The organism is Caballeronia sp. LZ065, assembly GCF_031450975.1.
Lineage (GTDB): Bacteria > Pseudomonadota > Gammaproteobacteria > Burkholderiales > Burkholderiaceae > Caballeronia.
In genome coordinates this window covers 422317-446882 of record NZ_JARUXV010000001.1, presented here as the reverse complement: position 1 = coordinate 446882, position 24566 = coordinate 422317, and the positions used below count along the sequence as shown (strand labels likewise).

Sequence of the window (24566 nt, the reverse complement as noted above, 5' to 3'; positions counted from 1 at the left end):
GGATCAGGCCGGCGTGAAGCGGATCACACCGTCGCCGCCGGTCTGGCGCTTGAGCGTTCCGTCGAGCCACAGCACATGCAGGTGGGCGAGCGCCTCACCAAGCGCGAACGTCATCTGATGAATGTCGAGCTTGCGCTTGAACATGATGGGGACGATGTCGGCAGCGCTGCACGGTTTCTCCGTGCACGCCTCGCGCACTTCCGCCAGCCGCGCGCGATGATGATCGCGCAGTTGCCCGATGCGCGTCCGCACGCCGCGGAAAGGCTTGCCGTGCGAGGGCAGCGCGAGCGTGTCGGCGGGCATCGGCTCGTAGCGGCCAAGCGATTCCAGAAACAGCGCCAGCGGATTGCTTTCCGGTTCCAGCGCGAACACCGACACGTTCGTCGAGATGCGCGGCAACACCATATCGCCTGAAATCAGCAGCTTGTCCGCCGCGCAGAACAGCGCGCTATGCTCCGGCGAATGGCCGAAGCCCGCCACCACCGTCCACTCGCGCCCGCCGATGCGGATGACGTCGTTGTCGCGGATACGCCGGTATTCATGCGGAATGGAAGGCACCAGCGTCGGATAGTAGCTGTCGCGCTTGCGCAGCGCGTCGAGCGAGGCTTCGTCGGTCAGGCCGTGCGCCGCGAAGTGCGCCGCCGCGCGCTCGCCGCCCGCATTCGAGCCGTCGCCCGCGGCCATCACGCGGCCCATTGCGTACTCGCCCAGTGAGATCAACAGCCGCACGTTCCAGCGCTGGCTGTCACCGCCCTTGCAGATCCAGTCGGCCAGGCCAAGATGGTCCGGATGACAGTGCGTGACGATCACGCGCAGCACCGGCAGGCCGTCGAGCACGGTATCGAACACACGTTCCCAGTTCGCGCGAATCGTCTCGTTCGAAATCCCGCAATCGACGACGGTCCAGCCCTGCTCGCCGTCGATCTCGTCGCGCAGCAGCCAGAGATTGATGTGATCGAGCGCGAACGGCAACGGCATGCGCAGCCAGAACACACCCGGCGCGACTTCCTTGACGCCGCCCGCTTCCGGCAATTCGTCCGCAAAAACATAGTCGAGCTGGCTTTCGAGTGCGTTCATTCGGTCCTTGCCTCCGGGTTTGCGCCGCGTTGCAATCTGGCGAAGTTGACGATAACGTAAACGTCCATTCTAACGTTGCGTGCGCTTTTGCGCTGCCGGCCGCGATGACCCAACCGACGCACTACACCATCACCGACCTGGCGCGCGAGTTCGACGTCACGCCGCGCGCCATTCGTTTCTATGAAGACCAGGGCTTGCTCGCGCCGCAGCGCGCGGGGTCGAACGGCTTGCGGCGCGTGTATTCGCCGCGCGACCGCACGCGTCTGAAGCTCACCTTGCGCGGCAAGCGGCTCGGTTTCACGCTCTCGGAAATCCGCACGCTGCTCGATCTCTACGACTCGCCCACCGGCACGAACACGCAGTTGCAGGCTTTCGTCGATACCATCGCGGCGCACCGGGAAGTCCTCGAACGTCAGCTGGAAGACCTGAACACGACGCTCGCCGAACTCGCCGCCTATGAGGAACAGGGCCGCGCGCTGCTCTCGGCAGGCGAGGAAAAGCGTCCGCGCAAGCCCAGGGCGGCATGAGCTGATCTCAGCGGAGGCGCAGGCCGACATGAATCACTTCCCCAAGCTGCTTTCGTCGCAGATCGGCTTCGACGTCGCGCAGACGATGCTCGAAGGATTCGATCGCCATTACCACGTGTTCCGCGACGCCGCCATCCGCGCCAAGCCGCTGTTCGAGCGCGGCGACTGGCCGGCCTTGCAGCAGCTCGCGCGCGATCGCATCGCGTCCTACGACGAGCGCGTGACGGAATGCGTGATGCGGCTCGAAGACGAATATGACGCCGAGAATATCGACGACGAGGTCTGGCAGCAGATCAAGCTGCACTACATCGGCTTGTTGACGACACACCGTCAACCTGAGTGCGCCGAAACCTTCTTCAACTCGGTGTGCTGCAAGATCCTGCATCGCTCGTACTTCAACAACGACTTCATCTTCGTGCGGCCCGCGATCTCGACGGAGTACATCGAGAACGACGAGCCCGCCGCCAAGCCCACGTATCGCGCGTATTACCCCGAGAAAGACGGACTTGCCGGGACGCTCGAGCGCATCGTCACGAACTTCCAGCTGGAGACGCCGTTCGAAGACCTGACGCGCGATGTGCAATGCATCCTGGAGGCGCTGCGCGACGCATTCGGCACGCTGACGCCCGCGCCCAACTTCCAGATTCACGTGCTGTCGTCGCTGTTCTTTCGCAACAAGGCGGCGTATATCGTCGGCCGCATCATCAACGGCGATGCGCTGCTGCCGTTCACCATCGCCATCCGTCATGCGCATCCCGGACGGCTTGCGCTCGATACCGTGCTGCTGTCGCCCGAACAGGTGCTGATCATCTTCAGCTTCTCGCACTCGTATTTTCTGGTCGACATGGAGGTGCCGTCCGCGTTCGTGCAGTTCCTGAGCACCATCATGCCGCGCAAGCCGAAGGCCGAGATCTACACGTCGGTCGGCTTGCAGAAGCAGGGCAAGAACGATTTCTATCGCGACCTGCTGCACCATCTGTCGCATTCGAGCGACCGCTTCATCGTCGCGCCCGGCATCAAGGGCCTCGTGATGATCGTCTTCACGCTGCCCTCGTTTCCCTATGTGTTCAAGCTCATCAAGGACGCGTTCCCGCCGCCAAAGGAAACCACGCGCGAGAAGATCCAGGACCGCTATCAGCTCGTGAAACGGCACGACCGCCTGGGCCGCATGGCCGACACGCTCGAATATTCGAGCGTCGCGCTGCCGCTCGCGCGCCTCGACGACGCGTTGATCCGCGAACTGGAGCGCGACGCGCCGTCGATGATCGAAGTCGAAGGGAACAACCTGGTGATCCGCCATGTGTATATCGAGCGCCGCATGGTGCCGCTCAACCTCTTCCTGCAGAACGGCAGCGACGAAGCGGTCGAGCACGGCATCAAGGAATACGGCGACGCGATCAAGCAGCTGATCCAGGCGAACATCTTCCCCGGCGACATGCTGTACAAGAATTTCGGCGTGACGCGACATGGCCGCGTGGTGTTCTACGACTACGATGAAATCGAGTACCTGACCGACTGCAACGTCCGCCGCGTGCCGCCGCCGCGCCACGAGGAAGACGAGCTTTCCGGCGAACCGTGGTATACCGTCGGGCCGCACGACATCTTTCCCGAGACGTACGGCACGTTTCTGCTCGGCGATCCGCGCGTGCGCGCAGCGTTCATGCGTCATCACGCGGATTTCTTCGATCCCGCGCTCTGGCAGCGTCACAAGGACCAGTTGCTGCGTGGCGAACTCGCCGACTTTTTCCCCTATGACCGCGATGTCCGATTCTGCGTCCGCTATCCGGAACGGTTCGGCGCATCCGGTCTAACGGATGCGCCCGGCGCCTGACGGCCGCGCATCCCTGCATCGACCATCGAACATGAACTCCAATCACGACCACGACGACGCTTCCAATCCCCTCGCCCATCTGTTCTCGAACAACCAGAGCTGGGTCGAGCGCAAGCTGGCGGAAGACGCCGAGTTCTTCCAGCGCCTCGCGCATCAGCAGGTGCCCGAGTATCTGTGGATCGGCTGCTCGGACTCGCGCGTGCCGGCCAACCAGATCATCGGCTTGCCGCCGGGCGAAGTGTTCGTGCACCGGAACATCGCGAACGTGGTCGTGCACTCGGATCTCAATGCCCTGTCGGTGATCCAGTTCGCCGTCGACGTGCTGAAGGTGAAGCACATCATGGTCGTCGGCCACTACGGCTGCTCGGGCGTGGGCGCGGCACTGGTGGGCCGGCGCGTGGGCCTCGCCGACAACTGGCTGCGTCACGTCGAGGACGTGCGCGAGAAACACGCCGCGCTGCTCGACGAATGGCCGATGGGCGAGGCGCGGCATCGCCGGCTGGTGGAATTGAACACGATCGAGCAGGCCATCAACGTGTGCCGCACGACCATTGTGGGCGATGCATGGGCGCGCGGCCAGACGCTCACCGTGCATGGCTGGACCTACGGCGTGCACGATGGCCGGCTGCGCAACATGGGCATGATGATCAGCGCGCCGGCCGAGGTCGATCCGGTGTATCAGTCGTGCATCGCCGCGATGAGCCGCAGCGGCGCGCATTCCGCGGAGAACGACGTCCTCGCGTCTGATGCGGCGCTGGCCGCGCGTCTGGGCGACGTTCCCGCCGTCATTCAAGGCGTCATCAAGGAGCTCAAACATGAGTGAGACACGCAGGGATCCGGTCGTCATCGTGGCAGCGGCGCGTACGCCGATGGCCGCGTTTCAGGGCGAATTCGCGCCGCTGACGGCGGCGCAGCTGGGCGCGGCGGCGATTGCCGCGGCGCGCGAGCGCGCCGGCATCGCGCCCGAGCAGATCCAGGAAGCGATCATGGGCTGCGTGCTGCCGGCCGGACAGGGACAGGCGCCCGCGCGTCAGGCGGCGCTCGGCGCCGGCCTGACGCTCGCCACTGGCTGCACGACGATCAACAAGATGTGCGGCTCGGGCATGCGCGCCGCGATGTTCGCGCACGACATGCTGCTGGCGGGCTCGGCCGAGGTGATCGTCGCGGGCGGCATGGAAAGCATGACCAACGCGCCCTATCTGCTGCCGAAGGCGCGCGCCGGCATGCGCATGGGACACGGCCAGGTGCTGGATCACATGTTCCTCGACGGGCTCGAGGACGCGTATGAGAAAGGCCGATTGATGGGCACTTTTGCAGAGCAGTGCGCGTCGTCGTATGCGTTTTCACGGGAGTCGCAGGATGCGTTTGCGATCGAGTCGCTGAGCCGCGCGCGGCGCGCGAACGAAGACGGTTCGTTCGGCTGGGAGATCGCGCCGGTGACGGTGACGGTGCAGGGCAGGAAGGGCGAGGTCGTGATCGACCGCGACGAGCAGCCGTTCAAGGCGAACGTGGAGAAGATCCCGTCGCTCAAGCCGGCGTTCGCGAAGGACGGTACGGTGACGGCGGCTAATTCTTCGTCGATTTCGGATGGCGCGGCCGCGCTCGTGATGATGCGCGAATCGACGGCGGAGCGGCTGGGCGTGACGCCGCTCGCGCGGGTCGTCGGGCACAGCACGTTCGCGCAAGAGCCTGCGCTCTTCACGACGGCGCCGGTTGGGGCGATCCGTGCGTTGTTCGAGAAGAACGGCTGGCGTGCGGGTGACGTGGATCTTTACGAGATCAATGAAGCGTTTGCTGTGGTGGCCATGGCTGCGATGCGCGAGCACGATCTGCCGCACGACAAGGTGAATGTGAACGGCGGAGCGTGTGCGCTCGGGCATCCGATCGGCGCATCCGGCGCGCGGATTCTGGTGACGCTGCTCGGCGCGTTGAAGGCGCGCGGGTTGAAGCGCGGGGTGGCGAGTCTGTGTATCGGCGGCGGGGAAGCGACGGCGATGGGCGTGGAGATGGTTTGAATGTCGCGGGCCGGTCTGGGTGGAGTGGGTGCCGGACCGGCCGCGTCAGTCTTCGAGGGGGTTGATCGCCCGTACGCCGGTTTGCTCAAAGTCCCGGACGTTGCGTGTGACGACCGTCAGGCCGTGAGAGATTGCTGTTGCCGCAATGAGCTTGTCCACAGAAGGTTCCAGGTGTCGCGAACGAAGCGTGCCCCAGAGTTCACCGATGTCCCGGTTGACTGACAAGAACTTGCCGTCGTACTCGACCAGGACATCCTTCAACCAGGCATCGATCCTTTCGGCTTGCACAGCGTCGCCCCGCCGTCGAAGTTGCTCCACGCCACGGCGCAGTTCTCCAACCGTGATAACGGACAGATGAATGTCACGTTCATCGACTCTAGCCTGCCGAAAGAACGCGCGAACGCCTTTGTTCGCGCGATGCAGTCGTCTGGTCTCACTGATGACGTTCGTGTCAGCCAGATACATCCGAATCTCCCCGGCCGGGATGTCTTGCAAAGATGTCGTCTTCGCAGTCGATCTCGGGAAAATTCAAAAGAGCGTCGATGAAGCGCTCGTTCAGATCCGGCGGATCCTCTTTTCCAAGAATCTTCCGAGCCAATGCCAGCGCCTCTCGCTCGGCCCTTCCGCGCTCGCGCAGCTCCTCAACCCATTCCCTGCTGAGCCAAGACGGCCACTCATGCTGCACTACTTTGAATTCAACTCTATCCATTACTTTCCTCCCTTCGTAGCCACCACGGCCGGTTGATTTGGATGCCGCGCGAAGATGTCGTCTTCGCAGTCGATCTCGGGAAAATTCATGAGATGGTCGATAAAGCGCTCGTTCAGACCCGGCGGATCCTCCTTTCCCAGAATCTTCCGAGCCAATGCCAGCGCTTCGCGCCTTGCCTTCCCGCGCTCGCGAAGCTCCTCAACGTATTCCTTGCTGAGCCAAGACGGCCACTTACCCTTCACCGCCTTGAATTCAACCCTATCCATCACCTTCCTCCTTCCCAAGCGGCCCCGGACGCTTCATCTTTCGCCAAATCAATCAGCATGACTAGTCATCCGGACGGCCAGGTTGCGCCCCGCTCATCCCCCGACGCATCCTAGCCGAAGCGCAAGCGCTTCTCACGCGCTATATTCCGAAAATCAACTCCCCAAGGAAAACTTCGCTCATGAAAACCGTCCTGATCGTCGGCGCTTCTCGCGGCCTCGGCCACGAATTCGCACGCGAGTATTGCCGCGACGGCTGGCGCGTGCTCGCCACCGCCCGCGACAAGGCCTCGCTCTCCGCCCTCGACGCGCTCGGCGCGCAGACCTTCTCCGTCGACGTCACCCAGCCCGAGCAGATCGGCGCGCTGGCGTGGCAGCTCGACGAAGAGCGCATCGATGTCGCCATCCTCGTCTCGGGCGTCTACGGACCGCGTAGCGAAGGCGTCGAGACGATCGGCGCCGACGACTTCGATCAGGTCATGCACACCAACGTCCGCGGCCCGATGCAGTTGATCCCCGTGCTCCTGCCGCTCACCGACGCCGCCCATGGCGTGCTCGCGGTCGTGTCGAGCAAGATGGGCAGCATCGGCGAGGCCAGCGGCACGACCGGCTGGCTGTATCGCGCGAGCAAGGCGGCGCTCAATTCGGCGCTGAAAACGGCGTCGCTCGAATCGCGCCATTCCACCTGCATCGCGCTGCATCCCGGCTGGGTGCGCACGGAAATGGGCGGGCCGAGCGCGGCAATCGACGTCGCGCACAGCGTGTCCGGCATGCGCGCGGTGATCGCCGAAGCCGGCGCCATGCGCGAACAGTTCAATGGAACCTTCGTGCAGTACGACGGCACCAAGCTCGAATGGTGATCAGACAAAACTGAAGGTAATCAAAGGAAACCCGCTCGTGACCTATCACGTCCACGGCGTCTCGCCGTCCGGCAATTGCCACAAGGTGCGCCTCGCGCTCGAACAACTGGGCCTCCCGTATGTCTGGCATGAAGTCGACATGATGAACGGCGCGACCCGCACCGAGGCCTTTCGCAAGATCAATCCGAACGGCAAGGTGCCGGTGCTCGTCATCGACGAACAGACGATCCTGTCCGAATCGAACGCCATCCTGTGCTATCTCGCCGATGGCACGCCGCTCCTGCCCGATGACCGTCTGGAACGCGCGCAGGCGCTGCAGTGGATGTTCTTCGAGCAATACAGCCATGAGCCGTATATCGCGGTCGCGCGCTTCATCCTGCAATTCCTGAAGCAGCCCGACGACGCACGCCTGCCCGACCGGATTGCCGGCTCCTATCGCGCGCTCGATGTGATGGAGCAGCATCTCGCAACGCGGACGTTCTTTGTCGCCGAGCGCTACACGGTCGCCGATATCGCGCTCTATGCCTACACGCATGTCGCCGATGAAGCGAACGTGGACCTGTCGCGCTATGCGGCCATCCGCGCGTGGCTCGAACGGGTGCGCGCGCAGTCGCGTTACGTCGCGATGCCGGGTGTCGAATGATTGCGCCCGTGGATTGTCCCTGCGGCGGCGCGGCGCCGGATGCGCGACCCCACGCGCCCGCACCACGTTACGAAGCCTGCTGCGGCCGCTTCATCGAACAGGGAGAGAAGCCCGCCACCGCACTCGAACTGATGCGCTCGCGCTACACCGCCTACGTGCTCGGCAACACGGCCTGGCTGCGCGCGACCTGGGCTGCGTCGACCTGCCCGCCCGACCTCGATGTCTCCGACACCATTAGCACCCGTTGGCTCGGCTTGCAGATCAAGCGGCACCAGCAGACCGACGAAGCGCACGCGGAAGTCGAATTCGTCGCGCGCTACAAGCTGGGCGGCCGGGCACATCGTCTTCATGAAGCAAGCCGCTTCGAGCGGAACAGCGCGGGCCACTGGCTTTATGTCGATGGAGAGGTCCAGGAAAAGTAAATATACCTTTAAGAAACGTGCGCTCTACCACGGTATTAATTTCCTGATAATCCTTTCAGATTAAACAGTTACGGGGTAACGCTTATTGTGCAGCGCAATTTTGAACAGTTAATCTGTTCACGTCAGGGCGTAGTCATTCCCGCGCCCGGCGCTCGCAGCGAAGCCCGTACGGAAGTCCTGTTTTGAAGCCATTTGTCATGCCTGTTCAGGGCATGACTCCCGGAACCCGCAACCGATACTGCTCACGCAGAGCAGCGCGACCGGTTTGTGACTTCAAAAACGCACGTCGGGGCCAAGCCGTATCAATGTCTCATTGGAAAGTGCGGTCGGAGTTCACGGATGGCGATCAGAACCTGGTTAGTCGGATGCAGCGTGGTGTGCTCGCTCGCGACGTCGTTCGTCACATCCGGCGCGCGCGCCGAACCCATCGGCGGCGTGCGTCAGTCCGAAGGTCTCCAGGCTCCCGCGTTTGGCCAGGCGCTCCCGCACATTCCCGATTCCCTCGACGCCGGCCTTCCCGCCGCCGCGAGCGGTCTGAACGAAGCCGTCATCGACATTCCCGAAGCTGACATCGCGCTCCAGACCACCGTGTTCAAGCCGGACGGCGCCGGCCCGTTCCCGATGATCGTCTTCAATCACGGCAAGCTTCCCGGCGACTCACACGCGCAACCGCGCAACCGGCCGGTCGCGCTGGCCCGTGAATTCGTGCGTCACGGCTATGTCGTGGTCGTGCCGAACCGCCGCGGGTTCGCGGGTTCGGGCGGCGACTACGCGGGCCATGGCTGCGACGTCGAAGCGAACGGCTTCGCGCAGGCCGAGGACGTCGCCGCGACGGTCGCCTACATGAGCGCGCAGTCGTACGTCGACAAGACGCATATGGTCGTGGCGGGCACCTCGCACGGCGGCCTGACGACCATCGCCTACGGCGCGCGCGATGCCATCGCCGCCCCGGGCGTGCGCGGCCTCATCAACTTCTCCGGCGGCCTGCGTCAGGACGAATGCGAAGGCTGGCAGAAAAATCTCGTCACCGCATTCGGCGACTACGGCCAGAACGTGCGTCTGCCGTCGCTGTGGCTCTACGGTGACAACGACTCCGTCTGGCAAGGCGATCTGTCCGCGCAGATGTTCACGGCCTTCACGTCGCACGGCGCGCGCGCCAACCTGATCGATTTCGGCAACTACAAGAACGACGCGCATCGTCTGGTCGGCGATCGCGACGGCGTGCAGATCTGGTGGCCGCGCGTGAAGACCTTCCTCACGCAGATCGGCATGCCGACCGCCGTGCAGTACCAGGTGTCGGAGCCGAGCATGCCGAAGGCCAGCGACTTCGCCAATCTCGACGCCGTGCAATCCGTGCCGTTCATCGATGAAAACGGCCGCGCCGGCTATCGCAATTTCCTGTCGCAGTACTCGAGCCGCGCGTTCGCCGTGTCCGATTCCGGCGCGTGGTCCTGGGCCGAGGGCGGCGACGACCCGATGGCGGTGGCCATCGCCAGCTGTGAGCGGCAAAGCGCCGACCCGTGCAAGCTCTACGCGGTAAACAATCGCGTAGTCTGGAACGATCAACAGGCCCAGACGCAGACCGCATCGCGCTGAAGCTCCTCCGCTTTTGCTGTCTTTCGAACGCCGGCCTCTGTGCCGGCGTTTTCACATCTTCCGCGCCCGATCGTCCGGTTACGCGACGGAATCGGCGAAGTTACCGGCCATAGCGCTTTCTTGCATTTCCATTGCGCGCGAGTGCGCGGCCCAAAAACCTTCCGATTACGGAAGGTTGCGGCGCTTTTAGCGATAATTGGGAAGCGCAGTTTCCCCCGCAATTCAACCGCCATGCAGGCGCCCGGCGCCTGCGCGACGTATCCGGCCCGCTGCGCGCGCGGGCCTGGGAGCCGTTTTTGACTATCGAAGCCAATCAGGACTGGGTTGCCCGCTCGCTAGCAGCCGTGTGGCATCCGTGCACCCAGATGAAACATCACGAGCGCGTGCCGCTCGTACCGATCGCGCGCGGCAAGGGCGCGTGGCTCTACGATCCGCAGGGCACGCGCTATCTCGACGCGATCAGTTCGTGGTGGGTCAATCTGTTCGGCCACGCAAACGACGACATCAACCGTGCGCTCAAGGCGCAACTCGACACGCTCGAACACGCGATGCTCGCGGGCTGCACGCATGCGCCCGCCATCGAACTGGCCGAGCGTCTCTCGGCACTGACGCAGCACACGCTCGGCCACGCCTTCTTTGCGTCGGACGGCGCCTCGGCCGTCGAGATCGCGCTGAAGATGAGCTTTCATGCGTGGCGCAATCGCGGCCGGAGCGAGAAGCGCGAGTTCGTGTGTCTCGCGAACAGCTATCACGGCGAAACCATCGGCGCGCTCGGCGTGACCGATGTCGCCCTCTTCAGGGACGCCTATGACCCGCTGATCCGCCACGCGCACGTGGTGGCGTCGCCGGCGGCGGTAGGCGAAGACGCGGCGCTCGACGCCATGCGCGCGCTCTTCGAGCAGCGCGCGCCGCAGTTGGCGGCGGTGATCGTCGAGCCGCTCGTGCAGTGCGCCGCCGGCATGGCGATGTACGACGCGTCCTATCTCACGCGCCTGCGCGCGCTGTGCGACGCCTTCGACGTGCATCTGATCGCCGACGAAATCGCGGTCGGCTGCGGCCGCACCGGCACTTTCTTCGCGTGCGAGCAGGCCGGCGTGTGGCCGGATTTCATCTGCCTGTCGAAGGGCATCAGCGGCGGTTACCTGCCGCTGTCCATCGTGCTGACCCGCGACGAAATCTACGCCGCCTTCTACGACGACGACGTCACGCGCGGCTTCCTGCATTCGCATTCGTACACGGGCAATCCGCTTGCCTGCCGCGCGGCGCTTGCAACGCTGGACCTGTTCGAGCGCGACGGCGTGCTGACGGAGAACCGCCGCAAATCGGCTTTGCTGCGCGAAGCCCTGCAGCCGCTCGCTGCGCATCCGCGTGTGAGCAAGCTGCGCGAGCGCGGCACGATCTTCGCGTTCGACGTGAGCACCGACGACCCCACTTTCTCGCGCCGTTTCTTCGCCCAAGGCTTGCAGCGCGAACTGCTGATGCGGCCGATCGGCAAGACGGTCTATCTGATGCCGCCGTACATCCTAAGTGACGACGAGTTGCTGCTGCTCGCCCGGCGCACGCGCGAGACGCTCGATGCCACGCTGGCCGGAGAGGCCGCATGAAGGACACATCGCAGGCGCTCTACGACACGCTGAAGCAAGGCCTCGCCGATATCGACGCACACGGTCTGCGACGTCGCCGCAAGATCATCGACGGCGCGTGCTCGGCGCATCTGAACGTGGATGGCCGCGACATCATCGGATTTGCGAGCAACGACTATCTCGGTCTCGCCGCGCATGAAGCGCTGCGTGCGGCGCTGGCGGAAGGCGCGTCGCTGTATGGCGCGGGCAGCGGCGGCTCGCACTTGCTGGGCGGCCACTCCCGCGCACACGCGCGGCTGGAGGACGAGCTTGCCGCGTTCTCGGGCGGATTCGTCGACAATCCGCGCGCGCTGTACTTCAGCACCGGCTACATGGCCAATCTCGCGATCGTCACCGCGCTCGCCGGTCGCGGCACGCTGGTGTTCTCGGACGCGCTGAATCATGCGTCGCTGATCGACGGCGTGCGGCTGGCGCGCGCACAGACACAGATCTATCCGCACGCCGACATGGAAGCGCTCGACGCCATGCTCGACGCCTCGCGCGACGAAGCCGCGACCCGCCTCATCGTGACCGACACCGTGTTCAGCATGGACGGCGACATCGCCCCGCTCGCGCGTCTCGTCGAGCTGGCGGAACGGTACGGCGCGTGGCTCATCGTCGACGATGCGCACGGCTTCGGCGTGCTCGGCCCGCAAGGGCGCGGCGCGCTCGCCGCACTCGCGCTGCGTTCGCCGCATCTCGTCTATGTCGGCACGCTCGGCAAGGCGGCAGGCGTCTCGGGCGCGTTCGTCGCGGCGCATGAAACGGTGATCGAATGGCTCGTGCAGCGGGCGCGTCCGTACATCTTCACGACCGCGTCGCCGCCGGCGGTCGCGCATGCGGTGTCGGCGAGCGTGAAGCTCATCGCGGGCGAGGAAGGCGATGCGCGCCGCACGCATCTCGCCGCGCTCATCGACACCACGCGCGCGATGCTGACACGCACGCGCTGGCTGCCGGTCGACTCCCACACGGCCGTGCAGCCGCTCGTGATCGGCGGCAACGACGAAACCCTCGACATTGCCGCCGCGCTCGACCGCCACGGTCTCTGGGTGCCCGCCATCCGTCCGCCGACCGTGCCCGCCGGCACCTCGCGCCTGCGCATTTCCCTGTCCGCCGCGCACAGCGAGGACGATCTCGCGCGCCTCGACCACGCCTTGACGACGCTATGACCGCCTTATCCTATTTCGTCGCCGGGACCGATACGGAGATCGGCAAGACCCTCGTCTCCGCCGCGCTGCTGCACGGCTTCGCGCGCGCCGGACTGCGCGCCGCCGCGATGAAGCCGATCGCCTCGGGCGCCGTCCTGCGCGACGGCGTGCTGCACAACGAAGACGCCGACCAACTCGACGCCGCCGCGAACGTCGCGTTGCCAAACGAGATCCGCACGCCGTTCATGATGCGCGAGCCGATCGCACCGCATATCGCCGCCGCGCGTGAAGGCATCGCGCTGGACATCGGCCGGATTGTCGACGCGCATCGCTTCGCCTTGACGCAGGCGGATGTCGTCGTGGTGGAGGGCGTCGGCGGCTTTCGCGTGCCGCTCGACGACACCCACGACACCGCCGATCTCGCCGTCGCGCTGAACCTGCCGGTGGTGCTCGTCGTCGGCATGCGGCTCGGCTGCATCAGCCATGCGCTGCTGACCGCCGAAGCGATCACCTCGCGCGGCCTGACGCTCGCGGGCTGGGTCGCGAACCGCGTGGACCCGGACATGCTTTACCCTGACGAGAACATCGCCACGCTGAAACAACGCCTGCGCGCGCCGCTGCTCGGCGTGATTCCGCATCTCGCGCCTCCAGATGCGAACCGCGCCGCCGCCGCGCTCGACATCGGCGCCCTGACACACCCGGTTCAATACAAGGATTGAGTTCATGACCCAGCACACCGCCACCGAGACGACCGCCACGCTCAGCGCGCAACCGCTGCAACGCTGGAGAGTCGCCGATATCGTCGCGCTGTACGACCTGCCGTTCAACGACCTGCTGTATCGCGCGCAGACCGTGCATCGCGAACACTTCGATCCGAACGCCGTGCAACTGTCCACGCTGCTGTCGATCAAGACCGGCGGCTGCGAGGAGGACTGCGCCTATTGCCCGCAGTCGGTGCATCACGACACGGGCCTCAAGGCCGAGAAGCTGATGGATGTCGACGAGGTGCTGAAGTCTGCCGAGATCGCCAAATCCAACGGCGCGACGCGCTTCTGCATGGGCGCCGCGTGGCGCAATCCGAAGGACCGCCATCTCGAACCGATCAAGGACATGATCCGCGGCGTGAAGGCGATGGGCCTCGAAACCTGCGTGACGCTCGGCATGCTGGAAGCGCATCAGGCGCAAGGTCTGCGCGACGCCGGACTCGATTACTACAATCACAACCTCGATACGTCGCCGGAGTTCTACGGCCAGATCATTTCCACGCGGACCTATCAGGACCGGCTCGATACGCTCGAACACGTGCGCGACGCGGGCATTAACGTGTGCTGCGGCGGCATTGTCGGCATGGGCGAATCGCGCCGCGAACGCGCGGGGCTGATCTCGCAGCTCGCCAACCTGAGCCCGTATCCGGAATCCGTGCCGATCAACAATCTCGTGCAGGTCGCGGGCACGCCGCTCACCGGCACTGAAGCGCTGGATCCGTTCGAGTTCGTGCGCACGATCGCGGTTGCGCGCATCACGATGCCGCGCGCCATGGTGCGGCTCTCGGCGGGCCGCGAACAGATGGACGAAGCGTTGCAGGCGCTGTGCTTCGCCGCCGGCGCGAATTCGATCTTCTACGGCGACCAGCTGCTGACGACGAGCAATCCGCAGGCGGAAGCCGACCGCAAGCTGATCGAACGGCTGGGCATGCGCGCCCAGCACGCGCAGCATGTCGGCGCGGAGCAGGCGGAACGCGGTTGCGGCCACGAGCCTGCGCACGCGCATGCGCATGCGCACACGCACGCGAACTGATCTGGCGCGCTCATGAAAATCATCTTCCATGAACAGAACGCCGATCTCGACGGCTGGCTCGGCGGCCTGCGGCGCGAGTTGCCGGACGCGGACCTGCGCGTCTGGACGCCCGGCGACACCGCGCCCGCCGATTACGCGATCGTCTGGAAAGCGCCGCGCGAGTTGTTCGCGAATCGGCCGGACCTGAAGGCGGTGTTCAATCTCGGCGCAGGCGTCGATGCGATCCTCGACGTGGAGCGTCAGCAGCCGGGAACGCTGCCGCCCAATGCGCAACTCGTGCGCCTCGAAGACACCGGCATGTCGCAGCAGATGATCGAGTACGCGGTCTACTGCGTACTGCGTTATCTGCGCCGCTTCGACGAATATGATCTGCTACAGCGCGAAGGCCGCTGGAAGAAACTGGAGCAGCACGATCGCGAGTCGTTCACGGTCGGCGTGCTGGGTCTCGGCGTGCTGGGTGCGGAAGTCGCGCGGCGCCTGCTCGCGCTCGGCGTGCCGGTGCGCGGCTACAGCCGTTCGCCCAAGGACATTGACGGCGTGCAGGTGTACGCGGGGCACAAGCAGTTCGACACGTTCCTCGATGGCGTGAAGGTGCTCATCAACCTGTTGCCGCATACGCCGGACACCGAGGGTATCCTGAACGCTCGCACGTTCGGCTGGCTCGCGCGCGGCGCCTACGTGGTGAACCTGGCGCGCGGTCCGCATCTCGTCGATGCAGACCTGCTCGCCGCGCTCGACAGCGGCCAGATCGCCGCCGCGACGCTCGATGTGTTCCACACCGAGCCGCTGCCGCAGGATCATCCGTACTGGACGCATCCGCGCGTGTCGGTCACGCCGCACATTGCGGCGGAGACGCTGCAGAAGGAGAGCATCGTGCAGATCGCCGGCAAGATCCGGGCGCTGGCACGCGGCGAACCGATCAGCGGCATCGTGGATATCACGCGCGGTTACTGAACAACATATTCGCCCATCCCAGGAGGAGACAAACATGATTCCAGCCAAAGTGAAGATCGTCGAAGTCGGGCCGCGCGACGGCCTGCAGAACGAGAAAGAGTTCGTGCCCACCGAGACCAAGATCGAACTCGTCAACCGGCTCGCGCGGGCGGGTATCGTGAATGTCGAGGTCACCTCGTTCGTGTCGCCGAAATGGGTGCCGCAGATGGCCGATGCCAACGCGGTCATGGCCGGCATCGAGCGTCGCCCGGGCACGATCTACTCCGTGCTCACGCCGAACATGCGCGGCTTCGAAGGCGCGCTCGAAGCGAAGGCTGATGAAATCGTGATCTTCGGCGCGGCCAGCGAAGCCTTCTCGCAGAAGAACATCAACTGCAGCATCGCCGAGAGCGTCGCGCGTTTCGAGCCGGTCGCGCGGGCCGCTAAGGAAGCGGGCATCCGTCTGCGGGGCAGCGTCTCGTGTGCGCTCGGCTGTCCGTATCAGGGCGAAGTAAGCATCGCGTCCGTGGTGGACGTGGTCGAGCGCTTCAAGGCGCTCGGCTGCGACGAAATCGATATCGCCGACACCATCGGCGTCGGCACGCCGAGGCGCACGCGCGAAGTGATGGCGGCGGCATCGAAGGCATTTCCGCGCGAGCGCCTGTCAGGCCATTTCCACGATACCTACGGTCAGGCCGTCGGCAATGTCTATGCGTCGCTGCTCGAAGGTATCGAGATCTTTCACGCGTCGGTAGCGGGACTCGGCGGCTGTCCTTACGCGAAGGGCGCGACCGGCAACGTCGCGACGGAAGACGTCGTGTACCTGCTGAACGGTCTCGGCATCGAGACGGGCATCGATCTCGGTGAACTCATCGAGATCGGCGACTTCATTTCACGCGCGATCGGCAAGCCCAGTTCCTCGCGCGCAGGCCGTGCGCTCCTCACCAAAAAACGCGACGGCGCCGCGGTCTGCGTCTGACCTCCGGAAAACCTCAATGATCGATCAATTGCCTGAATCCGCGCGCCGGGTCGCGCTGTTACTCAAGGAACGCGGCCATCCGCATGATGTCGTGATGCTGCCCGAGACCGGCAAGACCTCGGCGGAAGCGGCGGCCGGACTCGGCTGCTCGGTCGCGCAGATCGCCAAGTCGATTCTCTTTCGCCGGCGCAAGGACGATGCGCCCGTGCTGGTGATCGCGAGCGGCGCGAATCGCGTGGATGAAGCGAAGGTGGCCGCGCGCGTCGGCGAACTGGCGCGCGCCGACGCGAAGTTCGTGCGCGAGAAGACGGGCTACGCGATCGGCGGCGTCTGTCCGATCGGCCATGCGGTCGAGCCGGTCACGCTGATCGACGCCGACCTGCTCGCGCTCGACAGCCTGTGGGCCGCTGCCGGCCATCCGCATGCCGTGTTCAATCTGTCGCCGCAAGAACTGATCGAGCTGACCGGCGCGCCGGTGGCCGACGTCGCCCTGCGCGAAACCGCGGAATCATGAGCGCGGTGGCGTCGCCGTGCGTCGACGTCTGCCGCATGGACCCGGAAACGGGTTTCTGCGAAGGCTGCCTGCGCACGATCGACGAAATCGCCGCGTGGGCGTCGGGCGGCGACAGCGAAAAACAGGCGGTACTGGCGCGCGTGGAGAGTCGTCGCCGGGGGGCGCGCGTGGTGACGATCGGCGCATCGTTCGAAGCGGCGCTCACGCTGCAGCCGGACTCGATCCGTCATTTCGCCACACTCGTCAACGACACGAATCCGCTGCATCACGACGATACCTACGCGCGCGCCAGCCGCTTCGGCTCGCTGATCGCGTCGGGCACGCAGCCGACCGCGCATCTGCTGGCGTTGATCGCCGCGCATTTCTCGACTTTCGCGCAGCCGCTCGGACTCGAGTTCGGCATCCGCCTCAAGCGCGCGGTGAAAGCGAACGACACGCTGACGATGCGCTGGCAGGTCGTCGAGGCGAAATGGAAAGCCAGCCTCAACGGCGACCTGGTGAAGCTCGAAGGCGGCGCGCGCAACCAGTTCGGCGAGACGGTCATCGAAGCGACCGCGACCATCGTCGTGATGCCGCTGGAGCGCGCGACATGAACCCATTGCCGCAGCCGCTGCGTGAATCCATGAAAGTGTTCGAACGGGGCTGGCTCTCGTCGAACAACGTGCTGTTCGCGAGCGCCGAAGGCACGGCCATCATCGATACCGGCTATGCCGCGCATGCGTCGCAGACGCTCGCGCTGGTGCAGCAGGCGCTGGGCGTGCTTCCGCTCGACCTGATCGTCAACACGCATCTCCATTCCGATCACTGCGGCGGTAACGCGCTGCTGCAACGAACCTATGCGTGCGACACGCTGGTGCCCGCCGGCGACGCGCAGGCCGTGCGCGCCTGGGACGAAGAGGCGCTGTCCTTTCGCGCCACCGGGCAGCACTGCGAGCGCTTTGCCCTGAGCGCCACGCTTGCGCAAGGCGCGACGCTAGCGCTCGGCGGCTTCGAATGGAGCGTGCTCGGCGCGCCGGGTCACGATCCGCATTCGCTGATGCTGTATTGCCCGGAGATGCGCGTGCTGATCAGCGCCGACGCGTTGTGGGAAAACGGCTTTGGGGTGATTTTTCCGGAACTGGAAGGCGAGAGCGGTTTTGCAGAAGCGCGCGCGGTGCTCGATCTGATCGCCACGCTCGATATCGATGTCGTGATTCCGGGCCACGGCGCGCCGTTCACCGAGGTGGCGCGCGCGCTCGACACCGCCGTGTCGCGACTCGATTACCTGCAAGCCGATCCGGCCCGCAACGCGAAGAACGCGCTCAAGGTGCTGATTGTCTTCCGGCTGATGGAGGTCCGCACGATGACGCTCGACGCCATCGTCTCGATGACCGCGCAGGCCCGCGCGATGCGCGCCGCCGCTGAAGCCCTCGCGCCTGCCGCGCACCAGCGGGCGCTGATTGAGAAGATCGTCGGGGAACTGGCGCGCGGCGGTGCAGTGAGGGTGAGCGGCGAGCGTGTGTCGGCGGCCTGAAAAGGCGCACTGCCAGGCGCACTGCCAGGACCACGCGCTCAAAAAGAAAGCCGCTTGTCAGCTACGGCAAGCGGCGGAATCATAGGGACGTGATCAACGTCCAGCGTATCGTAGCGCGACACATTTGCACGTGCATCGGTGCTTTCCCTACAGAATTTTTGCGCTTACCTGACCTCGCGTAAGACAAGGTGCCGGTGCGCGTGTCAGGCGGATTCGGTAGCGAAGAACGCAAGCATCTCCGCGAGCAACGCGTCCGGCTGTTCCTCGGGGATATAGTGCCCGCACGGCAATGCGCGGCCGCTCACGTCGCGCGCCACGCGCCGCCATTCGGCAAGCGCATCGAAGCATTGCGCGATCACGCCTTCCTGTCCCCACAGCACGCGCAACGGACAGCCAATCTTCAAGCCGCGCTCGAGATCGGCGCGATCGTGTTCGAGATCGATGCCCGCCGATGCACGATAGTCCTCGCACATGCCGAAGATCGCGCCCGGCGATGCCAGCGCGTCGCGATACGCCTGCAGCGCATGCGGCGCGAACGGCGCAAGGCCAGCGTGACGATTGCCCATCACGCGATCGATATAGGCGTTGGGATTGCCTTCGATCAGCAGTTCAGGCAACGGCGACGGCTGGATCAGAAAAAACCAGTGGAAGTAGGCGGTCGCGAAGGCGCGATCGGTGGCTTCATACATGGCGAGCGTCGGCGCGATGTCCAGCAGCATCAGACGGTCCACCGAGTCGGGGAAATCCATGGCCATGCGATGCGCGACACGCGCGCCGCGATCGTGCGCGCACACCAGGAAACGGTCGAAGCCGAAATGGCGCATCACCGCGACCTGATCGGCGGCCATCGCGCGCTTCGAATAGGGCGTGTGCCGCGCGTCGCTCGGCGGCTTGCCCGACGCGCCGTAACCGCGCAGATCGGTGGCGATCACCGTGAAATGGCGGGCCAGTTGGTTGGCACATCGATGCCAGATCTCGTGGGTTTGCGGATGTCCGTGCAACAGCAGCAGCGGAGGTCCGTCGCCGCCCTTCATTCCGACGATATCGACGTCTCCTGCAGCAACGCGGAACGGTTCGTAGCCTGCGAAAGACATGGTGTGGGTTCGTGGCGTTGCGAAGCATTGTAGGCGCGGGGGTTCGGTGGCTGATGGCGGCCGCGCCATGAAACCCCAAAACCGAGGACTTCTTCGGGACCCCCCGAGTGGTCACGCCGCCTGCTTCATTTACAATCGAACGACCGTTCGCAGCACGTTGCGGTGCGTGATCGCATGTGCCGCAACGTGATCTGTGCTCGTAAAATCACTCAACGCCGCTCGCGCCCCATTCAGGAGACTCGTGCCATGGCCCTGCCCGCCATCCTGCAGCACCTTGCTTTGCCGGTCGTCGGTTCTCCCATGTTCATCGTCAGTTATCCGGAGCTGGTGCTGGCGCAGTGCAAGGCAGGCATCGTCGGTTCGTTTCCGGCGCTCAATGCCCGCCCCGCCGAAATGCTCGACGAATGGCTCACCCAGATCCAGGCGTCGCTCGCGGAGTACAAGGCCGCGAATCCCGCTGCGGTCATCGGACCCGTTGCGGTGAACCAGATCGTTCACCAGTCGAATGCGCGGCTCGAACAGGACGTGCGCGTGTGCGTCGAGCATAAGGTGCCGATCTTCATCACCAGCCTGCGCGCGCCGGTCAAGGAAATGATTGACGCTGTGCACTCGTATGGCGGCATCGTGCTGCATGACGTCATTAACCTCAGACACGCGCAGAAGGCGCTCGAGGCAGGCGTCGATGGACTGATCCTCGTCGCGGCCGGCGCGGGCGGACACGCGGGCACGACTTCTCCCTTTGCGCTCGTCGGCGAAGTGCGGCGCATGTTCGACGGTCCCATCGTGTTGTCGGGTGCCATTGCCAACGGCGGCTCGATTCTGGCGGCGCAGGCCATGGGCGCCGATCTCGCGTACATGGGCACGCGCTTCATCGCCACGCAAGAGGCGCATGCGCAGGAAAGCTGCAAGCGCGCGATCGTCGAGGCGAGCGCCTCCGACATCATCTACACGAATCTTTTCACTGGCGTACACGGCAACTACATTCGCGAAAGCATCGTCAACGCGGGACTGGATCCCGACGCGCTACCCGTCTCCGACAAGACCGCGATGAATTTCGCCGATCCCAAGGCGAAGGCGTGGAAGGACATCTGGGGTGCGGGACAGGGTGTCGGGCTGATGAGCGACGTGCCGAGCGTCGCGGAACTGGTCGCTCGTCTGAAGCACGAATACGACGACGCGAAAGCGCGTCTGGCGATCGGCTGAGTTCGATCGGTTGCTGAAATGCAAAACACCGCGCACGAGGCGCGGTGTCTTGCATTTGACGAGACGAAAGACGCGCGTCAGAACTTCGCGCGAATGCCGACGCCGAACGTATCGCCCGACGAGATGCCGGTGTACTTGTCGTTCAGGTAGGCCGCGTAGACGTCGGTGCGCTTCGAAAGCGGATAGTCGTAGCCGAGCGCCCAGCTCTTGTGCGTCTGGTCGAGGCCGCCGTTGCTGCGCGAGTACGCGTAGGACGCCATCACCGTGCCCGGGCCGAGCGGCACGGTCACGCCGCCTTGTCCCGTGTTGACGTGGAAGGTGCCGACGTCGATGTCGTTCTTCGTGTACATGTACTGGGCGAAGAACTTGACGAACTTCATGTCGAACGACGCGCCCAGTTGCGCCACGCTCTGGCTCTTGAAGCCGGGGATCGTGAAGGCATTGGAGGTCGGCAGGTCGCCCGGCGTGTTGTTGAAGTTGACGTACTGGTAGACGCCGGTTGCCGCGAACGGGCCGTGGAAATACAGGAACTGCGCGCTGTACTTCTTGGAGCGGCCATCGCCGGCATTGTTGCCAAACGCGTACATCACGCTGCCCGACAAGCCGTTGAAGTCAGGCGACGTGTACTGCACCGCGTTGTTCCAGCCCGAATCGCCCGTGACGCCCTGGTCCGTCGTGTAGGTCGGGAACGTGCCCTGGCCGAGGAACACGTGATAGACCATCGGCGAGAACACATACGAATCGACGAACGGATTGAACAGGATCGTCGAGACGAAAAGTTGCGTGGTCAGGCGGCCCGCCGTGAACGTGCCGATCGGGCCTTGAATGCCGACGTAGGAGTTGCGCGCGAAGAAGGTGTCGCCCTGGAAGCGGCCGTACTGACCGTTTTGCGCGCGGAAGAAGCTTTCCAACGTGAAGATGGCCTTGTAGCCGCCGCCCAGATCCTCAGCGCCCTTCATGCCCCAGTACGACGTCGACATGCCGCCGCCGCTCACGTTCCATGCGCGATCGCTGCCCGGAAACTTCGTGGCGCCGACCCATTCGTCGACCTGGCCGTAGAGCGAAACACTCGACTGCGCTTGTGCGGATCCCGCCGTGAACATGCCGAGCATCGCTGCGGCGACGACTGTGGCCTTGACCGTTGTCTTCACCGTAGTCTTCGGCGCACGGTTGACGGTTGGCTTCATGAACTCTCCTGTCTTTGTCGAAAATTGAATGCTTGGCGGGCGAGGAACGTTGCACTCGCCTCGTCTGACCGGTTGACGGTGAATGGGCGAGAGAGGCAGCGCGTGTGGAGCGGCACCATCTTTACGGACCATTTTTCCGGTCAAAAATGTTTTTGGTTATTGCGGGTATAGCGATTCGGATACTTCGTGCCGCGCGCGCCCGGGACGCATGCAGGACGCATCGCCCGCGCGCGCAGGGCGCGCGGATCATGTCGGCGCGCGCGGCCAGCACGGGCGCGCCTGATCGAAGGAACGAAAGCTTGGCGAAGTACTGGAACGCGACATTCATCCACGCAGGGCGCATTGTCCTTGCGCGGATAAAGGAGGGAAATATTTATGAGAAAGCGGACGCTTAACTGTGGCGAGATTGCGTCAATGTGACAGCGGAACTGGACGGAGAAATTTTTTTGTCGTTCCGCCTGCCGGACGAACGCACGTGACGGCCGCCGCTTCAGGGCGCGCGATGGTGCTTCAAACGATCAGTTGCGGAAATTGCCGTTGACGGGGGCGCGGCCGGCATCAGACGGACGCCCCGGCGGACGCGGCAGGCTGCGTTCTTCGTTGTAGCGCGTGATGTCGGCGCGGATGGATCCGGCGCCGCGCAGCGGAGCCGCTTGATCTACCTGCGGCACCGTACGCACTTCGGCGCTGACGGGCGTCAGGCCGTCTTTCGACGATACCGGCGTGTAACGCAGCGATTGCCTGCTCGCGGCGGAATCGTCGAACACCGCGGGCGACAGCCATTCGACACGCGGCCCCGCCAACGCAAGCGAACCCGCCACCGCGAGTGCGCCGAGCGCAGCGGTTGCAAAAAGCCGGGTCATAGTGCGAAAGCCTGTGAGCGTCATGTCGAAACTGCCTAGATCCGACCGATATCCTCGTTCGCAAACAGGTGATTCGTGGCTCGATGCTTGCGCCTTGATCTGCCCATTCAGCGAATCACCGGCTTTGGTCGGAGTAGCCAGTCCATGCCGTTGAAACGGATGGGCATGACGTGCAAACCGGTGTATTCAACAATTTATTGGGCGCCGCGGCGGCAGTCGAGCCAAAAAGTGTTATGTCCGCTCGATGGTTGTAACACCATGTTACGTCAGAGTTTTTCCTTCCGACCGGCCGTTTTGGACGCTTAATCATGTGAGGAAAAATGCTCGATATTCGGCGTTGCATAAAGATCGGGCACACACGCATTGGGCCAGCTTCGAGCAATGGGAATTGGCCGCCCCCATGCGCCAGACGCATCAATGGTTCCAGGAAATGAATTTGCCAATTCAATCTTCTCCGGGCGAGAATCATGGTTTTCACTAATACGACGCTGGAACCGCGACGCACAGACGACCGGCTTCCCTTTGCGCGAGAATTCTGAATGGCACGGCCCAAACTCCTTCCCGACAACTTCACGCTGGCGCTCGTCGGCACCGCCATTCTCGCCAGCCTCCTGCCGTGCCGCGGCAGCGCAGCCGTTGCCTTCAACTGGATCACCAACGTCGCCATTGGATTGCTGTTCTTCCTGCACGGCGCAAAGCTCTCGCGCGAAGCCATTGTGGCGGGTGCCACGCACTGGCGACTCCACCTCGTTGTCCTGCTCAGCACTTTCGCGCTGTTTCCCTTGCTCGGTCTCGTGCTCAAACCGGTGCTGATGCCCCTCGTCACGCCCGCGCTCTATACCGGCATCCTGTTCCTGTGCACCTTGCCCTCCACGGTGCAGTCGTCCATTGCCTTCACTTCGATGGCCAAGGGCAACGTGCCGGCCGCCGTCTGCAGCGCGTCCGCCTCGAGCCTGCTCGGCATTTTCATCACCCCGGCGCTCGTCGGGCTCGTGGTGAGCAATCACGGCGCGACAACCGGCTCGCCATGGCACACCGTCGGCAATATCACGCTGCAACTGCTGGTGCCTTTTATCGCGGGACAATTGCTGCGCCCGGCGATCGGCAGATGGGTGGACGCGCATCGCGCCATCCTCAAGTTCGTGGATCAGGGCTCGATCCTGCTGGTCGTCTACGTTGCCTTCAGCGAGGCCGTGAACGAAGGTATCTGGCATTCCATTTCCCTGGGCACGCTCGCGGGCCTCGTGGCCGTGAACATCCTGCTGCTGGCCGCAGCGCTCTTTATCACCGCATTCACGGCGAAGCGTCTGGGCTTCAGCCGCGCAGATCAGATCACCATCATTTTCTGCGGGTCGAAGAAGAGCCTTGCCTCGGGCATTCCGATGGCCAAAGTGATCTTCGCTTCGCACGCCGTAGGCGCGGTAGTCCTACCGTTGATGTTGTTCCACCAGATCCAGTTGATGGTCTGCGCCGTGCTCGCGCAACGCTGGGGCGCACGCAAGACCGCTGCTGAACCGGTGCGCAAAAGCGAGAGCGCCGGAGCGCCCGCACGCCGCTGACCTTTTTCCTGCCCGCTTCCTCCCTGACGAAGGCCGCTCCGCGCGGCCTTTGTGTCATTTGACGCCGGCTGCGCGTCGCTGTCGATTCGGCTGGATGGCATAGGCCGGAACATCGGCTTTCACTCAAGCATTCACGAAACTCCGCTGACTGACGTCCGGCGCTTTTGCCTATGTCTTCCGGCGGAATGGCGGCCGGGCATGTCCCTTGCCA

Annotated in this window: 26 protein-coding genes; 19 read left to right on the top strand and 7 right to left on the bottom strand. The window is 64.4% G+C overall.

The features are described 5' to 3' along the window. Positions 1 to 3: 3 nt before the first annotated feature. Positions 4 to 1077, bottom strand: a complete 1074-nt coding sequence (locus QCE63_RS02085; protein WP_309830061.1) for an MBL fold metallo-hydrolase — start codon at positions 1075 to 1077, stop codon at positions 4 to 6. 104 nt (positions 1078 to 1181) lie between these two features. Between QCE63_RS02085 and QCE63_RS02080 the strand changes: the two genes are divergently transcribed. Genes QCE63_RS02080 through QCE63_RS02065 form a run of 4 tightly spaced genes read left to right on the top strand, consistent with a single transcriptional unit; the run spans position 1182 to position 5450 of the window. Then, positions 1182 to 1604, top strand: a complete 423-nt coding sequence (locus QCE63_RS02080; protein ID WP_309830059.1) for a MerR family DNA-binding transcriptional regulator — start codon at positions 1182 to 1184, stop codon at positions 1602 to 1604. Between the two features lie 28 nt (positions 1605 to 1632). Then, entirely contained in the window at positions 1633 to 3435 is a 1803-nt protein-coding gene (gene aceK, locus QCE63_RS02075; protein WP_309830057.1) for a bifunctional isocitrate dehydrogenase kinase/phosphatase, read from the top strand. 31 nt (positions 3436 to 3466) lie between these two features. Beyond that, complete coding sequence (gene can / locus QCE63_RS02070) at positions 3467 to 4258, top strand: carbonate dehydratase (RefSeq protein WP_309830055.1); 792 nt, start codon at positions 3467 to 3469, stop codon at positions 4256 to 4258. Beyond that, entirely contained in the window at positions 4251 to 5450 is a 1200-nt protein-coding gene (locus QCE63_RS02065; protein WP_309830054.1) for an acetyl-CoA C-acetyltransferase, read from the top strand. Before can ends, QCE63_RS02065 begins: the two co-directional genes overlap by 8 nt. 45 nt (positions 5451 to 5495) lie before the next feature. Here the strand turns inward: QCE63_RS02065 and QCE63_RS02060 are convergent, their stop codons facing one another. The 3 genes from QCE63_RS02060 to QCE63_RS02050 are packed head-to-tail and all read right to left on the bottom strand — an operon-like array spanning position 5496 to position 6425. Then, a complete protein-coding gene (locus tag QCE63_RS02060; RefSeq protein WP_309830053.1) occupies positions 5496 to 5915 on the bottom strand; it encodes a type II toxin-antitoxin system VapC family toxin in 420 nt (139 codons plus the stop codon). Further along, entirely contained in the window at positions 5902 to 6159 is a 258-nt protein-coding gene (locus tag QCE63_RS02055) for a hypothetical protein (RefSeq protein ID WP_309830050.1), read from the bottom strand. Before QCE63_RS02055 ends, QCE63_RS02060 begins: the two co-directional genes overlap by 14 nt. Then, complete coding sequence (locus QCE63_RS02050) at positions 6159 to 6425, bottom strand: hypothetical protein (RefSeq protein ID WP_309830048.1); 267 nt, start codon at positions 6423 to 6425, stop codon at positions 6159 to 6161. Before QCE63_RS02050 ends, QCE63_RS02055 begins: the two co-directional genes overlap by 1 nt. A gap of 179 nt (positions 6426 to 6604) precedes the next feature. On the opposite strand from QCE63_RS02050, the gene QCE63_RS02045 reads away from it, so the two are divergent. From QCE63_RS02045 to QCE63_RS01985, 13 genes are all read left to right on the top strand, one after another. Further along, the gene (locus QCE63_RS02045) at positions 6605 to 7282 is read left to right on the top strand and encodes an SDR family oxidoreductase (RefSeq protein WP_309830046.1); all 678 of its coding nucleotides are present in this window, start codon (positions 6605 to 6607) and stop codon (positions 7280 to 7282) included. 37 nt (positions 7283 to 7319) lie between these two features. Further along, positions 7320 to 7925 (top strand): glutathione S-transferase family protein, encoded by a 606-nt coding sequence (locus tag QCE63_RS02040; protein ID WP_309830044.1) that lies wholly within the window; start codon positions 7320 to 7322, stop codon positions 7923 to 7925. After that, positions 7922 to 8347, top strand: coding sequence for a YchJ family protein (locus QCE63_RS02035; RefSeq protein ID WP_309830041.1), 426 nt, complete (start codon positions 7922 to 7924; stop codon positions 8345 to 8347). Before QCE63_RS02040 ends, QCE63_RS02035 begins: the two co-directional genes overlap by 4 nt. Before the next feature lie 339 nt (positions 8348 to 8686). After that, on the top strand, positions 8687 to 9943 hold the full coding sequence (locus tag QCE63_RS02030) for a prolyl oligopeptidase family serine peptidase (RefSeq protein ID WP_309830039.1): 1257 nt from the start codon (positions 8687 to 8689) through the stop codon (positions 9941 to 9943). A 296-nt stretch (positions 9944 to 10239) separates the two neighbouring features. Then, positions 10240 to 11547 (top strand): adenosylmethionine--8-amino-7-oxononanoate transaminase, encoded by a 1308-nt coding sequence (locus QCE63_RS02025; protein WP_309830037.1) that lies wholly within the window; start codon positions 10240 to 10242, stop codon positions 11545 to 11547. Then, the gene (gene bioF / locus QCE63_RS02020; RefSeq protein WP_309830035.1) at positions 11544 to 12734 is read left to right on the top strand and encodes an 8-amino-7-oxononanoate synthase; all 1191 of its coding nucleotides are present in this window, start codon (positions 11544 to 11546) and stop codon (positions 12732 to 12734) included. The genes QCE63_RS02025 and bioF overlap by 4 nt, the downstream gene beginning before the upstream one ends. Continuing rightward, positions 12731 to 13432, top strand: coding sequence for a dethiobiotin synthase (gene bioD, locus QCE63_RS02015; protein ID WP_309830033.1), 702 nt, complete (start codon positions 12731 to 12733; stop codon positions 13430 to 13432). Before bioF ends, bioD begins: the two co-directional genes overlap by 4 nt. Before the next feature lie 4 nt (positions 13433 to 13436). After that, positions 13437 to 14510 carry a biotin synthase BioB gene (gene bioB, locus QCE63_RS02010; RefSeq protein WP_309830031.1) on the top strand — a complete coding sequence of 358 codons (1074 nt, stop codon included), beginning with the start codon at positions 13437 to 13439 and terminating at the stop codon, positions 14508 to 14510. A 12-nt stretch (positions 14511 to 14522) separates the two neighbouring features. Next, positions 14523 to 15464: a glyoxylate/hydroxypyruvate reductase A gene (locus QCE63_RS02005; RefSeq protein WP_309830029.1), complete on the top strand. Its 942-nt coding sequence runs from the start codon at positions 14523 to 14525 to the stop codon at positions 15462 to 15464. Positions 15465 to 15498: 34 nt separating this feature from the next. Next, positions 15499 to 16422 (top strand): hydroxymethylglutaryl-CoA lyase, encoded by a 924-nt coding sequence (locus QCE63_RS02000; RefSeq protein WP_309830027.1) that lies wholly within the window; start codon positions 15499 to 15501, stop codon positions 16420 to 16422. A gap of 16 nt (positions 16423 to 16438) precedes the next feature. Continuing rightward, complete coding sequence (locus tag QCE63_RS01995; protein ID WP_309806979.1) at positions 16439 to 16936, top strand: YbaK/EbsC family protein; 498 nt, start codon at positions 16439 to 16441, stop codon at positions 16934 to 16936. Further along, entirely contained in the window at positions 16933 to 17529 is a 597-nt protein-coding gene (locus tag QCE63_RS01990; protein WP_404990076.1) for a DUF1289 domain-containing protein, read from the top strand. Before QCE63_RS01995 ends, QCE63_RS01990 begins: the two co-directional genes overlap by 4 nt. After that, positions 17526 to 18449, top strand: coding sequence for an MBL fold metallo-hydrolase (locus QCE63_RS01985; RefSeq protein ID WP_309830026.1), 924 nt, complete (start codon positions 17526 to 17528; stop codon positions 18447 to 18449). Before QCE63_RS01990 ends, QCE63_RS01985 begins: the two co-directional genes overlap by 4 nt. A 203-nt stretch (positions 18450 to 18652) precedes the next feature. On the opposite strand, the gene QCE63_RS01980 is transcribed toward QCE63_RS01985, so the two are convergent. Beyond that, entirely contained in the window at positions 18653 to 19543 is an 891-nt protein-coding gene (locus QCE63_RS01980) for an alpha/beta hydrolase (RefSeq protein WP_309830024.1), read from the bottom strand. A gap of 246 nt (positions 19544 to 19789) precedes the next feature. Here QCE63_RS01980 and QCE63_RS01975 point away from each other — a divergent pair, with 246 nt between their 5' ends. Next, the gene (locus QCE63_RS01975; RefSeq protein ID WP_309830022.1) at positions 19790 to 20746 is read left to right on the top strand and encodes a nitronate monooxygenase family protein; all 957 of its coding nucleotides are present in this window, start codon (positions 19790 to 19792) and stop codon (positions 20744 to 20746) included. A 77-nt stretch (positions 20747 to 20823) separates the two neighbouring features. Here QCE63_RS01975 and QCE63_RS01970 read toward each other — a convergent pair whose 3' ends face one another. Together QCE63_RS01970 and QCE63_RS01965 are read right to left on the bottom strand one after the other, a co-directional pair. After that, positions 20824 to 21933: a porin gene (locus tag QCE63_RS01970; RefSeq protein ID WP_309830020.1), complete on the bottom strand. Its 1110-nt coding sequence runs from the start codon at positions 21931 to 21933 to the stop codon at positions 20824 to 20826. Between the two features lie 518 nt (positions 21934 to 22451). Next, the gene (locus tag QCE63_RS01965; RefSeq protein ID WP_309830018.1) at positions 22452 to 22796 is read right to left on the bottom strand and encodes a hypothetical protein; all 345 of its coding nucleotides are present in this window, start codon (positions 22794 to 22796) and stop codon (positions 22452 to 22454) included. Positions 22797 to 23335: 539 nt separating this feature from the next. Here QCE63_RS01965 and QCE63_RS01960 point away from each other — a divergent pair. Next, positions 23336 to 24355 (top strand): bile acid:sodium symporter family protein, encoded by a 1020-nt coding sequence (locus QCE63_RS01960; RefSeq protein ID WP_309830016.1) that lies wholly within the window; start codon positions 23336 to 23338, stop codon positions 24353 to 24355. The last annotated feature ends 211 nt before the right edge of the window (positions 24356 to 24566 follow it).